Below are 16,715 nucleotides of genomic sequence, written 5' to 3'. Positions count from 1 at the left end.
CCCCTCTTATCTCCAGCCCGCCGCGGCAACCAAAAAAGTTTTTTGCAGGATGGAGACGGCATGAGGCAAAAAAGATCCTCTTCCCCCCTTTTCCCGCCGCGTCAGGCGTCCTTGGGTTTGGAGGGGTTTTTCATGTGGACCTGGCCTTCGATAACGCCGCCTTCTTCAGTGAGCATGCTGGGGGTGCAGACTTCACCTTCCAGCAAGCCGGAATTATAGACCACCACACGGCGGCGGGCGGTAACCTGGCCGGAAAAGCGACCCGAAAGCAGCAATTCGCCCACGTCCAGCACACCCTCCACATGGGCGTCCTTGCCCACATTGAGCACGCCTTCACTGACTATTTCACCGGTATAGCGGCCTTCGATGCGCACAGTGCCCTTGAAGTGCAGCTTGCCTTCGTACACGGTATCGGAACCCAGATAGGCTATTTCATCTTTGGCCACGCCCAACACCCCTTTTTGGCTTGCGGTTTACCCTTTGAACATAAAGCGACGCATGGACACGTTGAGCACAATGCCCAAAAGAGTGAAGTTGACCACCGTGGCGCTGCCGCCGTAGCTGATGAAGGGCAGGGGAATGCCCACCACCGGCATGAGCCCGATGACCATGCCCATATTGATCAGAATCTGCCAGAAAAAATAGAAGAACACGCCCACCACCAGGGTGCTGCCGAAGCGGTCCTTGGCCTGCACGGCGGTGGAAAAAATGGAGAGCAAAAAGAGACAGAAAAGCGTGACCAGCACCACGCAGCCCACAAAACCCCATTCTTCGCCAAACACGGCCACGGCGAAATCCGAGTGGCGTTCGGGCAGAAAGCGCAGCTGGCTTTGGGTGCCTTCTTTGAAGCCCTTGCCCCAAAGCTGGCCCGAACCGATGGCGATGCGGGACTGGATGATGTGATAGCCCGTGCCGCGCGGGTCGTTGCCAGGATCCAGAAAAGTAAGGATGCGCTGGCGCTGGTAGTCGTGCATGCCCACAACCCACATGAAAGCCGCCAGGGCGGGCACCGCCAGCAGGCAGGTTTTGAGCACGTAGCCCCGCAGCCCGTGGAACAGAATCATGCCCCCCAGAATAAGCAGAATAAGCAGGGTGGTGCCCAGGTCGGGCTGACTGATGATCAGGGCGCAGGGCACCAGCCCTACGCAGAGCACTGCGCAAAAGTCCTTCCAACCCAGGGGGCGACCGTCGCGGGCCAGCAGGCGCGCGCCCAGCACCAGCACGGCGAGCTTGGCCATCTCTGAAGGCTGGATGCTCATAAACCCCAGGGAGAGCCAGCGCTTGGCCCCATACACGGTCTTGCCCACCACGGGCACCAGCAGCAGAAGCGCCAGGGTGATGAGGAAAAAGGGCCAGGCCAGATTGCGCAACTGGCGGTAGTCAAAGCTCATGGCCAGGAGCATGCTGCCCAGGCCGCAGAGGCCCCAGATCAGCTGGCGCTGGTAGAAGCTGGAGAGGGAGAGGCCCGTTTCCACCCGCGTGCCGCTGGCGGAATAGAGGTTGCCCACGCCCACCAGATACAGCAGGAGCATGCAGGCCAGCAGGCCCCAGTTAAGATAGCTGAACAGGCGTTTGTCCATGCCGCGTCCGTTGTTAGTCCGTCCGCCGCGCGCCGGGCTGCGCGGGGGGCGGAGGCGGGGCCACGCCGGAGTCGGGCCCGAACAGAAAATCATAGACCTTACGGGCTACGGGGCCGGCCACGCTGGAACCGCCGCCGCCGTGCTCCACCATGACGATGACCACATAGGACTTGCCGTCCTTGATGCCCCAGGTGGCTATCCAGGCGTGGTCACGCTGGGCGTACTCCATTTCAGAGCTTTTCAGGCGGCGGTCGCCGGCGGCCATTTTGAGTTTGACCACCTGGGCCGTGCCGGTCTTGCCGCCCATGTCCGCATCCTTGCGGCCCACAACTTTGGCTGTGCCGCCGCCGGCGGCGCGGCGCATGGCCTCCACCACAAATTTGAGGTTCTCCGGCTTGGCCGGAATACGCCCGCGCACTTCGCGAGAGGCGTCATCCAGCAGCTGGGGCTTAAGCAGATCGCCGCCGTTGAGCAGCCCTGCCACAAACACGGCCACCTGCACGGGCGTGACCAGGGTATAGCCCTGACCAATGGCGATATTGTAGGTTTCGCCGCGCACCCAAGGGCGGCCAAAGCGCCGCCGCTTCCAGGCCCTGGAAGGCACCAGGCCGGATTTTTCGTGCGGCAGGTCAATGCCCGTGGGCCGCCCGAAGCCGCTGGCTTTGGCGTATTCCTCAATTTTGTCAATGCCCATGCGCTCGCCCATAATGTAAAAGTAGACGTCACAGGAATCAATGAGGGCGTGCAGCAAGTCTTCGGCGCCGTGCCCGCCCCGCTTCCAGCAGCGAAAAATCTGGTTGCCCAGCTTGACCTGACCGGGGCAAAACACGGTTTCGCGCGCATTGACGCCATGCTCCAGGAGCATGGTGGCCATGACCAGCTTCCAGACCGAGCCCGGGGGGTAGACGCTTTGGATCACCCGGTTCTGGAGGGGAAAACGGTTGTTGGTGCGCAGGGCGTCCCAGTCGCGTTGCGAAATGCCCGCGGCAAAAAGGTTATTGTCGTAGGCTGGCGACGTGACCAGGGCGCGCAGTTTGCCCGTGTCCGGCTCCAGCACCACCACGCAGCCCGCCTCGCCGCCCAGGGCGTCCCAGGCTGCCTGCTGCAGGTCCCGGTCAAGAGAAAGACGGATTTCACGTCCGCCGCGCGGTTCCTCGCGCAGGGTTTTGCCCAGCACCCTGGCGTGGGCGTCCACCTCCACGTCGTAAAGGCCTTTGCGCCCGCGCAGTTGTTTTTCCAGCTCCAGCTCCAGGCCCTGCTTGCCCACCAGGTCGCCCATGGCCAAGGCGCTGTCTGCGGCCATTTCCTGCTCGTTGGCCTCGGCTACATAGCCCAGCACATGGGCAAAGAGATCTTTTTCCGGGTAGCTGCGTTTGGTCCGCACCACCACTTCCAGGCCTGGCCAGGCGTGGATTTCCGATTCTATGCGCGCCACCAGGTCGAAGTCGATGTCCGTAATAAGCAGGAGCGGCTCAAAAGACTTCACCTTAAAGCGGTCCTGCCGATACTTTTCCCAAAGCTGGACAAGGGGAATACCGGACCACTGGCTGATCTGCGCCAGGGTGGCCGGGATATCCGGGCAGTCCTCCCGCACCAGAGAAAGGCCGTAGGCCGTGCGGTTGTCGGCCAGCACGCGGCCCTTGTCGTCCAGAATGCGGCCACGCGGGGCAAAGATGCGCTCGATACGCAGACGGTTGTCCTGGGCCTGGCGGGCGAATTCTTCGCCCCGGTGCACCTGCAGATACCAAAAGCGCACCACCAGCACAAAAAACATAAGCCCCACCATGACCTGCAGCAGGATGGCCCCGGCGCGCGGCGGCTGGTAGCTTTCGCTTTCTACCTGAATGCGCAGCCAGGAGCGGATGCCGCGACGCGGCGTCCGCGTCCCGGACGGGGAAAGATGGGGGTCAGTTTTCCGCTTCATGCCGGTTTCCGGGTCTGACGGCCACCAAAAGCCGCCAGGCAAAGGGCACGTACAGGGCCTGGATCAGACTTTTGTCCAGCGTATCCCGCACGTTGAAAGGCAGATCCTGCAGCGGGGCCATAAGCCAGGACACGCCGTAATAGGCCCCGCCCAGACAGGCCGAAAGCAGGAAGACGAAGATGAAATTTTCCACTTCAAACAGCCAGCGCCCCAGTTTAAACAGCGCAATGACCGCCGCGTACCAGACGATGATCCCGCCGAAAATCCGCGTGCCCATGCCCTCTTGCAGCAGCACAAACAGCGGCAGCAGCCAGAGCATGTTTTTGTAGTCCCGCTCCTGCAGCAGAATGACAAGGCCCACCACCAGGGCGTCCAGCCCCGGCACTGCGGTCTGCAAGGCCACGGCGCAGGCGCAGAAGCCCAGCCACCAAAGGACGTTGCGCAGGCGGCTCATGGGGCGAGGCTTCCGGGGGCCGGCGGGCCGATAAATTCCTTGGGCGGCGCGCCGGGGTCTGGCGGTGGGGCCATGCCCGTAGGCTCCAGCAAAAGCACTTCTTCCAGATGCTGCAGGTCTACCAGGGGTTCAGCCTTGATGGCCATGAACTGGGTGTAGTCGGAAGGGGCCACGCTGAGCACCCGGGCCACGGGAATGCCCTTGGGATATTTGCCGTCCAGACCGGAAGTAATGAGTATTTCGCCGGAGCGCACCTTGGCGTCGCGGTGCACAAAATTGACCTCCAGCTTCTGGCCCGTGCCCATGCCCGTAAGAATGCCCGGCGCGCGGCTTTCCTGTGAGAACACGGCAATGCGGCTGGAAGGGTCCGTCAGCAGCAGGACAATGGCGCTGTGGGCACTGGCCCGCAGCACCCGTCCCACCAGGCCCAGATTGGTGACCAGGGGCGTGCCCGGTCTGCCGCCCGTGCTGTAGCCCCGGCTGATGGTTATGCTGTCCAGCACGGCGTTGGGGCCCATGCGCCCGGCCAGCACGCGCGCCCCCAAGGGACGCCAGCTCTGGTCCACGGGCAGCTGCACCAGGGCGCGCAGACGGTGCAGTTCGGCCAGGTCCTCGCCGTTGGCCAGCAGTCTGGCCTGAAGATCCTGCACTTCCTGGCGCAGACGCTGATTTTCTTCCCGCACGCCCACCAGATCGAAATAGCGGGTCCAGACGCCCTCCACCGAATCCTGCACGGTCCGGATGGGTTTGAGCACGGCCCCTGCGAGCTCCAGCCCCACCTGGGCGGCCAGACCATCCAGAGTATGCGTGCGCTGGTTCCAGGAATACATGCCCAGAAACAGAATGAGCAAAACGCCCGCAAGGAGGAGAAGACGCCGCAGTGTCACGTGGGGGTGCTCCCGAGGAGGTGGGGTTTTCGCTTTTGCGACAAACAGGGCAACGCCGTTGGGGCCAACGGCCGCCAACGCGCACGGCACCGCCCCGGAGCGAAAACTTCCGGCACGGCGCCGCCTGGCTATACGGGCGATGCGAAGCGTGCCCGGGCGGAGGGTTCCAGAACATTGCACCCGCAACACGCCCTGGCGGCTGCATAAGCAGACGCTCGCCGCGTAAGTTCGCACAGTCTTGCTGCGCGCTCATGCGGCGGAGCGGCCGCCGTGTGCGCGCCAGCAGGCTCAAGGAACGCGGCGCTAGTCGATGCACACCTCCTTGAGGATGTGCAGATTGTCCAGCGTCCGGCCCGTGCCCACCACTACGGTGGAAAGCGGGTCGTCCACCACCGTGATGGGCAGGGAGGTTTCCTCCCGCAACAGCTGGTCCAGCCCCTTGAGCAGCGCGCCGCCGCCTGTGAGTACAATGCCCCGGTCCACAATATCCGCCGCCAGTTCGGGCGGGGTCTGTTCCAGGGCGATGCGCACGGCCTGCACAATGCTGTCCACCTGCTCGGAAATGGCCTTGCGCACTTCTTCGGAGGTGATGATGATATTCTGTGGGATGCCCGTTACCAGGTCGCGGCCTTTGACCTCGATCTGCTGCTCCGGATCCAGGGGATAGGCCGAGGCAATTTTGATCTTGATCTCTTCGGCCGAAGATTCGCCGATGAGCATGTTGTACTTGCGCTTGACGTGGGTCATGATGGCTTCGTCCATTTTGTCGCCGCCCACGCGCACCGAGCGCGAATACACAATGCCCGAAAGGGAAATGACCGCCACCTCCGTAGTACCGCCGCCGATATCCACCACCATGTTGGAGGTGGGCTCCTGAATGGGCAGGTCCGCGCCGATGGCTGCGGCCATGGGCTCTTCAATAAGGTAGACCTCGCGCGCGCCGGCGGACTGGGCCGATTCCTTCACCGCGCGCTTTTCCACCTGGGTGATGCCCGTGGGCACGCAGATCATGATGCGCGGGCGCACCAGCCGCCGCGAATTGTGCACCTTGGCGATGAAGTGACGCAACATGGCTTCGGTAATTTCAAAATCGGCGATAACGCCGTCCTTCATGGGGCGGATGGCCCAGATATTGCCGGGCGTTCTGCCCAGCATGCGCTTGGCGTCGTGCCCCACGGCCAGAACCACGTTGTTGCCGCGGGAGTCTTTTTTGACCGCCACCACTGAAGGTTCGCGCAGAACAATGCCGTGCCCCTTGACGTAAACACAGGTATTGGCTGTGCCCAGGTCAATGGCCAGGTCATTGGAAAACATTCCCAGTGCAAAATCCAGAAGTTTGGACATTCGTCTCACTTTCCTCGCTGTGCTGCTTGCCGCCCGACGCCCCGACCGTCTCCCGCACGGGCTGTGCCCGTTACGCGCGGTCAGGAACCATCCTTGTTGGTCAGGCCAGACTGAAAACAGTTCCGCTAAAACGGGCCTGAAGTCAAGATGGCGGAGCGATGGTTCAAAAACTTTGTCCGCGACGCAGCTTGCCGCAGCAAGGGGAAGGGGCGCGAAGCCTGCCGGGGGTCGGGCTTTACACCGCCCCAAGCCCGCACCAAAGCCCGCACCGGTGCAAAAAACTCCACCACCGAAGCGGGCTGCCGCAGCCCCACGCTTCTGCTCCGGGCAGTTGCTTCAGTTTTTGGCGGTTCAATCCAAATTAAGAATAACAGAAAAAGCCTTGAAAAACACCGTCACCTTCTGCCCTGCCGTCAGGGACACAGGGTTCTCCGCACTGCGGTTGCGCAGAGCGCAGACCAGGCTGCCTTCGGGCAGGGCCACCAGGATTTCAGCCACCATGTCATCCTCGCGTACCCGCTCCACCATGCCCGCAAAACAATTTTCCGCCGGGGTAGAGGCGTTCTTGGGCAATTCTCCCGCCTGCACCAGCACCCAGGGGGCCTTGACGCTGGCGTTGACCAGCTTGCCTTCGGCCAGGGCCAGGGTCTTGCGGCTCTCGTCCGTAATCAGGGCGGCCACACGCAGGCCGCCGGCGGTGCGCAACACTACCTCCACCAACAGACCGCTGCTGCGCAAAGAGGTAATGCGCCCCTGAAAGACGTTTCGGGCACTGGTTTTCATGGGTCGCTCCCTTTGCAGTTGTTCACGCAAAAGCCGCCGGGCCTCCTGCAGGTCGCAGCGCACAAGGCCGCTCTGGCCGGGCGCGGCCCGTCGGCCCAAAAAAATATCCACCACGGGCAAAGGCAGCCCCTGACGCCCCAGCTCCAGGGCGCGGGTGTGGCGCAGGGCGCGGGCGCTCAACAGCCCCTTGGACAACCCACAGGCTGCCCCGCACTGCTGCAGACAGCGGCGTACATAGCTGGCGTCACAGCGCAGGATCTCGTGCGATTCCGGAAACATGGCCGGATCTTCCAACACGCGGCGCAGCCGCCGGCTCACCGTAAGGGGCAAGGGCACCTCGCGACCGGGCGTACCGTTCACGCCAGGCACATGGATAACGCCCTCCCGCATGTCCAGATGCGTGGGCTTGAGCACAAAAATCTCCACCAGACGCAGGGCCGCGTAGCGCAGCAGCATAAAAATAAGCCACATGCGCAGGCGGGGGCGTTTTTCACGCGGGCCGCGGGCAGCGCTGGCGCGCTCCCAGAGCCAGGATTCCACGGCCAGCAGCTCCCGTGGGCTGATGCGGCCTGTGTCCTGCAGCAAAGCCGTGGAATCGCGCCGCAGCAGCCGCTGCCGCAGCCAAGCCCGGTCCGCAGACGAAAGGGTTCGCAGGAGGGCGGCCATTTCCTCACGGTTCTTGCTCTTTTCCATGCTTTTTCCCGTCTTTTTTTTTCATCTTATACAGATAAAGGGTCACGTTTGTACAGCTGTCACGATTTTTTAAATAATCGTGAAGACATTGCCCGAACCTTTTGCTGTTGTAGACTGCGCAAAACGCGCACTCCGCGCCACCGCTACTGGAGGATCGTATGAAAAAACTTGTCCTTGCCCTGGCCTGCACGGCGCTGTTCGCCCTGCCGGCCCAGGCGGCCGAAATGACCGTCTCCGCCGCAGCCAGCCTGACGAACGCCTTCACCGAGCTGAAGACCCTGTTTGAAAAATCGCATGTCGGCCTGACCGTGCACGTAAATTTTGCCGCCTCCAACCCGCTGCTCAAGCAGATTCAGGAAGGCGCGCCCGTGGACGTGTTCGCCTCGGCCGACCAGGCCACCATGGACAAGGCCGTGGCCTCCAAGGTGGTGAACCCCGCCACCCGCAAAAACTTCGCGCAGAACAACCTGGTGCTCATCGTGCCCACCGGGGCCCAAAAGCCCGCCAAGCTGGACGAACTCAAGACCTACAAACGTGTAGCCGTCGGCAACCCTGATTCCGTGCCCGTGGGCCGCTATACCAAGGCCGCGCTGACCACAGCAAAACTGTGGGACGCTCTGCAACCCCAGCTTATTCTGGGCAACAGCGTGCGGCAGGTGCTGGACTATGTAGCCCGCGGCGAAGTGGACGCCGGCTTTGTGTACGGCACCGACGCCAAGCAGCTGGCCTCCAAGGTGGACGTGGCCATGGTGGTGGGCGGTCATGATCCCGTTTCCTACCCCATTGCCGTGGCCACCACGGGCAAAAATGCCAAAATGGGGCAGGAATTCCTCAACTTTGTGCTTTCGCCCGCAGGGCAGCAGGTGCTGGCCAAATACGGTTTTGCCAAGCCGTAGAGGGGCAGGCCCGCAAGGTGCGGCCCTGGCCGCGCCTTGCGGGCCGCCGGATATTGCCGTAGTTTTTATGTAACCGTACACCGTCGGCGAACCCGCCGCGGACGTTGCTCCCCCCGCAGCGCGCGACGCGCGGACGCCTCTTCGGCAGAGACGGCCGCGCGGGCTTTGCCAGCCCGGTCGGCAGGCCGCCGCACACTGCGAGGGCTTATTTTTGTTGTCCCCTGGGACACAGACCTGTGGAGGAGTTTCCGGGAATGGATTTTTCCGCCGTTTCCATCGGGAGTCCGCTGGAGCTCTCTCTGCGCGTGGCCGGCATGGCCACGGCCATCTCCTTTGTGGCGGCCACCCTTACGGCCTGGCTGCTGGCACGCAAAAAGGGCCCCCTGCCCGCCTTGCTGGACGCCCTCTGTACCTTGCCCATGGTGCTGCCCCCCACGGTGCTCGGCTACTACCTCATTTTGCTGGTGGGCCGCCGCGGTCTGCTGGGCCAATGGCTGGCCGATATGGGCATCAACCTGGTTTTTTCCTGGCAGGGCGCCGTAGTGGCCGCCACGGTGGTGGTTTTCCCGCTTATTTACAAATCGGCCCGCGCCTCGCTGGAGCAGGTGGACCGCCATCTGGAGGACGCAGCCCGCACCTTGGGCGCGTCGGAGTGGCGCATCTTCATCGGCGTATCCCTGCCCTTGGCCTGGAAGGGCATCTTTGCCGGCATCATGCTGGCCTTTGCCCGGGGCATGGGCGAATTCGGCGCAACCCTCATGATTGCGGGCAACATTCCCGGCAAAACGCAAACCCTGGCCCTGGCCATTTATGACGCCTTTCAGGCCGGCAACGACGCCCAGGCCGCATGGCTTGTGGTAATCACCTCTGCGGTCTGCATCAGCCTGCTTATGGCGGCGGAACTGCTGTTGAAACTCAAAAGGCGGTAACCATGATCTCGCTGCGACTGGTCAAAAAATTCAAAACCGCACGCACGCCCTTCAGCCTGAACGTGGACTACAGTATCGAGGACGGCGATAAAAGCGCCGTGCTTTTCGGCCCCTCCGGATCGGGCAAAACCCTGACCATGCAATGCCTGGCCGGGCTTATGCGGCCCGACGCCGGGCACATCCGCATTGGCGACTGCACCCTTTTTGACGCCGCAAGCAATATCTGCATCCCCGCGCAGCAGCGCCGCATCGGCTACATGTTTCAGGACTACGCCCTTTTCCCGCACCTGACGTTGCTGCAGAACGTGGCCTTTCCCCGTACGGGCTGCTGGCCCTGGCTGGTGCGCAACGGCGAAAAAGAAAAGGCCTACGCCATGCTGGAACGCTTTGGCATCGGACGTCTGGCCGGGCATCTGCCCTCGCAGATCTCCGGCGGCCAGCGCCAGCGCGCGGCCCTGGCCCGCGCCCTCAACGCCGACCCGCGCCTGCTGCTGCTGGATGAACCTTTCTCCGCCCTGGACCCTTTGCTGCGCGAGCGCCTGCGCGACGAACTGCTGGAACTCATGGCCGACCTGACCATCCCGGCCATTATCATCACCCACGACCCCGGCGATGTGGACGCCTTTGCCGGCAGCCTCATCCTCTACGACCACGGCCAGGCCCGCATGGTGCCCGATTACGCCGAGCTACGGCCGCAGTTTGCCCACGCCGGGCCATGTCTGCGGCACCTGGAGGCCACATACTGGCGCACGGCCGCCTGAGGTTCGCCCCTACCGCCCTCCCGGCACACGGGGGTGTTGCGGAAAAAAAGGGCGGACGGAAAAACACGGACAAACCGCCCGTACCGACGCTCCACAGCACACGCCTGGTGTCTTTGCGCCCTGATGGCAAGGGCGCAGCTAACCTATCAGTAATCCCCCTTGATATAACCACAGCAACAGCCCGAAAAAATCTCATCATACTGCAATATATCTAAATTACAGTATATTTTTATTGAGAAAAATTTTTTTCCACAGGGGCTGTTTTAACTGTTCAAACAATCAATTTCATGCTAAGCAGAAAAAGGGTTAAGGGCAGGCATGACCAGAGGCGAGCCCTGACGGCAAAACCGCCGGGCAGCCCGCGACGGCCTTACGGGGCAAGGCCTTTCTGGACGTGCGAGGGCAGATTGTATATAGTAGCGAAAGCCACACGCAGCACAAACACAAATTTCACATCCGCACCGGGCGGCAGCCCTGCCGCTGTTCACCCCCGCCCGCGCGGGGCACTCTGAGGAGCCTGCCGGCTCCCGCGCCCAACTGGAAACAACACGCGCCCTGCCGGGGCGCCAAGGAGGAACAGATGGCTCACATGAAAACCATGGACGGCAATAACGCCACCGCGCACATTGCCTACGCCCTGTCGGAAACGGCAGCCATTTATCCCATCACCCCCTCGTCCGTCATGGGCGAGGTCATGGACGAAATGGCCGCCAAGGGACAGAAAAACCTGCTGGGACAGACGGTCATCGTACGCGAAATGCAGTCCGAGGCCGGCGCGGCCGGCGTGGTGCACGGCATGCTTTCGGGTGGCGCGCTCACGTCCACCTATACGGCCTCTCAGGGCCTGCTGCTGATGATACCCAACATGTACAAAATTGCGGGCGAGCTTTTGCCCGGCGTCTTCCATGTGGCGGCGCGCGCCCTGGCCTCGCACGCCCTGTCCATCTTTGGCGACCACCAGGACGTCATGGCCGCCCGGCAGACGGGCTTCTGCTTTTTGTGCTCCGCTTCGGTGCAGGAAGCCATGGACCTCGCCCTGGTGGCCCACCTTTCGGCCATTGACTCCAGCCTGCCCTTCTGCCATTTCTTCGACGGCTTCCGCACCTCGCACGAAGTGCAGAAAATCAGCGTCATCGACTACGAAGACATCCGTCCCCTGGTGAACTGGGATAAGGTGGAGGAATTCCGCGCCACCGCCATGAACCCCGAACACCCCCATGTACGCGGCACCGCCCAGAACCCGGACATCTACTTCCAGAACCGCGAGGCCGCCAACCTCTTCTACGAAGCCGTGCCCTCCATTGTCATTGAGAACATGAAGAAGGTGGAATCCATCACCGGGCGCAAGTACCACCTCTTCGACTATGTGGGCCACCCCGAAGCCGACCGCGTCATCATCGCCATGGGCTCCTCCTGTGAGGTCATCGAAGAAACGGTGCAGTACCTCAACAATCTGGGCCAGCGCGTGGGCCTTGTCAAAGTGCGCCTGTACCGCCCCTTTGCCCCCGAATATCTGCTGCGCGCCCTGCCGGCCACGGTTTCGGCCGTCACCGTGCTGGACCGCACCAAGGAAAGCGGCGCGCTGGGCGACCCCCTGTACCAGGACGTCTGCACCGCATTTATGGAAAAGGGCGAAGCGCCTACCATCGTGGGCGGCCGCTACGGTCTGGGCTCCAAGGACTTCACCCCCGGCATGGCCAAGGCTGTGTTTGACAACATGCTGGGCCTGCAGCCCAAAAACCACTTTACCGTGGGCATCAACGACGATGTGACCAATACCTCCCTGGATGTGGAAGAAGAAATCGACACCGTGCCCTCCGGCACCGTGCAGTGCAAGTTCTTCGGCCTCGGCGCGGACGGCACCGTGGGCGCCAACAAGCAGGCTGTGAAGATCATCGGCGACAACACCGACCTCTACGCCCAGGCCTACTTTGCCTACGACTCCAAAAAGTCCGGCGGCTTCACCGTTTCGCATCTGCGCTTCGGCAAAGAGCCCATCAAGTCCTCCTACCTTATTACCAAGGCCGACTACATCGCCTGCCACAAGTCCGCCTATGTGACCCAGTACGACATTCTTGAAGGCATCAAGGAAGGCGGCACCTTTGTGCTCAACTCCGGCTGGTCCCTGGCTGACATGGAACAGCACCTGCCCGCCTCCATGAAGCGCGTCATCGCCCGCAAAAAGCTCAAGTTCTACAATGTGGACGCCGTAAAGGTGGCCCAGGAAGTGGGCCTCGGCGGACGCATCAATATGATCATGCAGACGGCCTTCTTCAAGCTCGCCAAGGTGCTGGACTTTGACAAGGCCGTGGCCCTGCTCAAGGAATCCATCAAAAAAACCTACGGCAGCAAGGGCGACAAGATCGTCAACATGAACATCGCCGCCGTGGACAAGGGCTCGGACGCCCTGGAAGAGATCAAATACCCCGCCTCCTGGGCCGACACCACCGAAGGCGCTGAAGTCTGTCACTGCGGCGATGAGGAATACATCCGCGCCGTGGTGCGTCCCATTCTGGCCCAGCAGGGCGACAAACTGCCCGTTTCGGCCATGGACCCCGCCGGCTTCATGCCCCTGGGCACCGCCGCCTGCGAAAAGCGCGGCGTGGCCATCAACATTCCCGAATGGCAGGTGGAAAACTGCATCCAGTGCTGCCAGTGCTCCTTTGTGTGCCCCCACGCCGCCATCCGGCCCGTGGTCGCCACGGACGAAGAGCTTGAAGGCGCGCCCGCAGGCTTCACCACCAAGCCCGCCATGGGCAAAGAACTCAAGGGCATGCACTTCCGCATTCAGGTCTACCCCGAAGACTGCCTGGGCTGCGGTTCCTGCGCCGAAGTCTGCCCCGCCAAGGTTAAGGCCCTGGTCATGAAGCCCCTGGAAACCCAGATGGACGTCCAGAAGGCCAACCTGGCCTTCGCCGAAGGCCACGTGGCCCTCAAGGACGGCCTCATGTCTCGCGACAGCGTGAAGGGTTCGCAGCTGCAGCAGCCCTTGCACGAATTCTCCGGCGCCTGCGCCGGCTGCGGCGAAACCCCCTACGTCAAGGTGCTCACCCAGCTCTTTGGCGAGCGCATGCTGGTGGCCAACGCCACGGGCTGCTCCTCCATCTGGGGCGCCTCTTCCCCCACCACGCCGTACTGCACCAACAAGGACGGCCACGGCCCGGCCTGGGGCAACTCCCTGTTTGAAGACGCCGCCGAATACGGCTGCGGCATCGGCTTGGCCTACGTGCAGCGCCGCAAGCGCCTGGGCATGCTGGTGGACCAGGCCCTGCAGACGGAAGACCTCACCCCCGAACTCAAAACCGCTCTGGAAGGCTGGCTAGCCAACCAGGACGACCCCGAAGCCTCCCGCAAGTTCGGTGAGGACGTGCTCGACAACATCGACGCCCTGAACAGCGCCCTGGCCCATGAGATCTGGGACATGAGCGACCTCTTCACCAAGAAGAGCGTCTGGATCTTCGGCGGCGACGGCTGGGGCTACGACATCGGTTACGGCGGCCTGGACCACGTTCTGGCCTGCGGCGACGACATCAACGTGCTGCTTATGGACACCGAAGTATACTCCAACACGGGCGGCCAGTCCTCCAAGGCCACGCCGCTGGGCGCCGTGGCGCAGTTTGCCGCCGCGGGCAAGCGCACCGGCAAAAAAGACCTGGGCCGCATGGCCATGACCTACGGCTATGTGTATGTGGCTTCCGTGTCCATGGGCGCGGACAAGCAGCAGGTTCTCAAGGCCTTCCGCGAAGCCGAAGCCTACAAAGGCCCCTCGCTGATCATCGCCTACGCTCCCTGCATCAACCAGGGCCTGCGCAAGGGCATGGGCCGCAGCCAGGAAGAAGCCAAGATGGCCGTGCAGACCGGCTACTGGCCCCTGTACCGCTACAACCCTGAGCTGGCCAAGGAAAAGAAGAACCCCTTCCTGCTGGATAGCAAGGCCCCCAGCGCGGACATTCAGGAATTCCTGGGCGGTGAAACCCGCTACGCCTCGCTGGAGAAGAAAGACCCCGAAGCCTCCAAAAAGCTGCGCGCCGAACTGGCCGAAGCCTATGCGGAGCGCTACGCCATGCTCAAGCAGATGGCTGAAATGCCCTACCCCGACCCCTCTGAGGCCAAGTAGGGAACAACCGTAATGATGCCCGCGTCCGCCCGGACCCGACGCCGTCCTGCCGGGGACGACGCCACGGAAACGGCGGACGCGGGCAACGCCGGACATATACATGTGGTCGGGGCGCGGCAAAGCCCGCGCCCTTTTTGTGTTCCTCCGCCTGCGCAGCGGCGTCCGGCGGGCCGCGCAACGGCCCGGGCCGGAAAATCCCCGTCTGCGCGCACGACGGCCAACCGCTGGAGGCACCATGCCTAAAGGTCTCTACATCACCGCCACCGGCCCCATGACGGGCAAAAGCGCCATTGCCCTGGGGGCCATGCAGCTGCTCAGCCGCAGCATGCGCAAGGTGGCCTTTTTCCGCCCCATCATCAACGAACCCCTCTGGGACGACCGCGACCCCGACATCAACCTCATGCTTGAGTATTTCAAACTCAACATGGACTACGCGGACACCTTTGCCTACACCCAGCGCGAAGCCCGCCAGATCATCAATCAGGGCTCCCGCAACCTGCTTATTGAACACATCATCCAGAAATACAAAAAACTGCTGGAAACCCACGATTTCGTGCTCTGCGTGGGCACCGACTTTCTGGCCAAAGACCCTGTCTTTGAATTTGAGCTCAATGCCGAAATCGCCGCCAACCTGGGCTGCCCGGTCATTCTGGTTACCAGCGGCTACAACGTGAGCGCAGAAGACATCCGCGAATCGCTGCAGATCACCATGGACAGCCTCAAGCCCCATGCCCTGGACGTGGTGGCCACCATCATCAACCGCCGCAACCTGAGCCAGACCGAACTGGACGAACTGCGCGGCCAGTTCAGCACGGACGACCGCCCGGCGCTGATCTACTCCGTGCCCAACGACCCCACCATCGGCCAGCCCACCATGCGCGACGTGAAAAAAGGCCTCAACGCCCAGGTGCTTTTTGGTGAAAACCGCCTGGATGCCCTGGTGGGCGACTACCTCATCGCCGCCATGCATGTGGATAACGTGCTGGGCTACATTGCCAAAGACCAGCTGCTGGTCACCCCCGGCGACCGCACGGACGTGCTGCTGGCGGCCATTGCCTCGCGCCTTTCCTCCTCCACTCCGGACATCGCCGGCGTGCTGCTTACGGGCGGGCTGCGCCCTTCAGAACGGGTCTGCAAGTTCATTGAGGGCTGGACCGGCTCCCCCCTGCCCATCCTTATGACTCAGGACCACACCTACAAGGCCGTACTGGCCCTGCAGGGCATTATCGCCCCCATTGAGCCCGGCGACCTGCGCAAGATCAACACCGTGCTGGGGCTTTTTGAGCACCACGTCAACGGCAAGGAAATCACCAGCCGCATCGGCGGCGAGCGCAGCAGCCGCATCACGCCCATGATGTTCGAGTTTGAGCTTATCGAACGCGCCAAAACGGACAAAATGCGCATTGTCCTGGCCGAAGGCATGGAAGAACGCATCCTCCGGGCCACGGACATTCTGCTGCGCCGCGATGTGGCCGAAATCATTCTGCTGGGCAATGTGGAAAAAATCCGCACCAAGGCCAGCACCCTGGGCCTGGACATCAGCAAGGCCACCATCATCGACCCCATGCACGCGCCCCAGTTTGACGACTACGCCGCCACCTACTACGAACTGCGCAAAAAGAAGGGCATCACCCCGGAACAGGCCCGCGACACCATGACCGACGCCACCTACTTCGGCACCATGATGGTCAAGAAAGATGACGCCGACGGTATGGTTTCCGGCTCCATCAACACCACGGCCCACACCATCCGCCCGGCCTTTGAGTTCGTCAAAACCAAGCCCGGCTTTTCGGTGGTTTCGTCCGTCTTCCTCATGTGCCTCAAAGACCGCGTGCTGGCCTTCGGCGACTGCGCCGTGAACCCCAACCCCACGGCCCAGCAACTGGCGGAAATAGCCATAGCCTCGGCCCACACGGCCCAGGTCTTCGGCATTGAACCGCGCGTGGCCATGCTCTCTTACTCCACGGGCACCTCCGGCAAGGGCGCGGATGTGGACGTGGTGGTGGAAGCCACCCGCATTGCCAAAGAAATGGCCCCGGACCTGGCCCTGGAAGGCCCCTTGCAGTACGACGCCGCCATCGACCCCAGCGTGGCCAAGACCAAAATGCCCGACAGCCAGGTGGCCGGTCGCGCCACCGTGTTCATCTTCCCGGACCTGAACACGGGCAACAACACTTATAAGGCCGTGCAGCGCGCCGCCGGGGCCGTGGCCATCGGCCCCGTGCTCCAGGGCCTGAACAAGCCGGTCAACGACCTCTCGCGCGGCTGCACCGTGCCTGATATTGTCAACACCGTGGCCATTACCGCAGTACAGGCCGCGGCAGAAAAAAAGGCCGCCAAAGCGTAA

General features: G+C 62.5%; 12 protein-coding genes. 5 read left to right on the top strand and 7 right to left on the bottom strand.

The window, feature by feature from the left end; all coding sequences use genetic code 11:
* Positions 1-101: 101 nt before the first annotated feature.
* From EB812_RS09295 to EB812_RS09265, 7 genes are all read right to left on the bottom strand, one after another.
* A complete protein-coding gene (locus tag EB812_RS09295) occupies positions 102-446 on the bottom strand; it encodes a bactofilin family protein (protein ID WP_118230393.1) in 345 nt (114 codons plus the stop codon).
* Positions 447-473: 27 nt separating this feature from the next.
* A complete protein-coding gene (gene rodA / locus EB812_RS09290; protein WP_118230356.1) occupies positions 474-1,580 on the bottom strand; it encodes a rod shape-determining protein RodA in 1,107 nt (368 codons plus the stop codon).
* A 13-nt stretch (positions 1,581-1,593) separates the two neighbouring features.
* Positions 1,594-3,432 carry a penicillin-binding protein 2 gene (mrdA, locus tag EB812_RS09285; RefSeq protein ID WP_380059477.1) on the bottom strand — a complete coding sequence of 613 codons (1,839 nt, stop codon included), beginning with the start codon at positions 3,430-3,432 and terminating at the stop codon, positions 1,594-1,596.
* A gap of 55 nt (positions 3,433-3,487) precedes the next feature.
* Positions 3,488-3,958: a hypothetical protein gene (locus EB812_RS09280; protein WP_118230358.1), complete on the bottom strand. Its 471-nt coding sequence runs from the start codon at positions 3,956-3,958 to the stop codon at positions 3,488-3,490.
* Entirely contained in the window at positions 3,955-4,809 is an 855-nt protein-coding gene (mreC, locus tag EB812_RS09275; RefSeq protein ID WP_242621260.1) for a rod shape-determining protein MreC, read from the bottom strand. The genes EB812_RS09280 and mreC overlap by 4 nt, the downstream gene beginning before the upstream one ends.
* Positions 4,810-5,148: 339 nt before the next feature.
* Positions 5,149-6,189 (bottom strand): rod shape-determining protein, encoded by a 1,041-nt coding sequence (locus EB812_RS09270; RefSeq protein ID WP_118230360.1) that lies wholly within the window; start codon positions 6,187-6,189, stop codon positions 5,149-5,151.
* Between the two features lie 351 nt (positions 6,190-6,540).
* The gene (locus EB812_RS09265) at positions 6,541-7,665 is read right to left on the bottom strand and encodes a TOBE domain-containing protein (RefSeq protein WP_118230361.1); all 1,125 of its coding nucleotides are present in this window, start codon (positions 7,663-7,665) and stop codon (positions 6,541-6,543) included.
* A 158-nt stretch (positions 7,666-7,823) separates the two neighbouring features.
* Between EB812_RS09265 and modA the strand changes: the two genes are divergently transcribed.
* The 5 genes from modA (at position 7,824) to pta (ending at position 16,715) form a co-directional block, all read left to right on the top strand.
* On the top strand, positions 7,824-8,561 hold the full coding sequence (modA, locus tag EB812_RS09260) for a molybdate ABC transporter substrate-binding protein (protein WP_118230362.1): 738 nt from the start codon (positions 7,824-7,826) through the stop codon (positions 8,559-8,561).
* Positions 8,562-8,815: 254 nt separating this feature from the next.
* The gene (modB, locus tag EB812_RS09255) at positions 8,816-9,490 is read left to right on the top strand and encodes a molybdate ABC transporter permease subunit (RefSeq protein ID WP_118230363.1); all 675 of its coding nucleotides are present in this window, start codon (positions 8,816-8,818) and stop codon (positions 9,488-9,490) included.
* 2 nt (positions 9,491-9,492) lie between these two features.
* A complete protein-coding gene (locus tag EB812_RS09250) occupies positions 9,493-10,251 on the top strand; it encodes an ATP-binding cassette domain-containing protein (protein WP_118230364.1) in 759 nt (252 codons plus the stop codon).
* Positions 10,252-10,831: 580 nt separating this feature from the next.
* Positions 10,832-14,368: a pyruvate:ferredoxin (flavodoxin) oxidoreductase gene (nifJ, locus tag EB812_RS09245; RefSeq protein WP_118230365.1), complete on the top strand. Its 3,537-nt coding sequence runs from the start codon at positions 10,832-10,834 to the stop codon at positions 14,366-14,368.
* 235 nt (positions 14,369-14,603) lie between these two features.
* Positions 14,604-16,715 (top strand): phosphate acetyltransferase, encoded by a 2,112-nt coding sequence (pta, locus tag EB812_RS09240; protein ID WP_130958148.1) that lies wholly within the window; start codon positions 14,604-14,606, stop codon positions 16,713-16,715.

The organism is Desulfovibrio legallii (assembly GCF_004309735.1).
In the GTDB taxonomy this organism is placed as follows: Bacteria; Desulfobacterota; Desulfovibrionia; order Desulfovibrionales; family Desulfovibrionaceae; genus Desulfovibrio; species Desulfovibrio legallii.
Note: the sequence above shows the minus strand (reverse complement) of the source record. Positions and strands in the feature narration are given on the sequence as shown.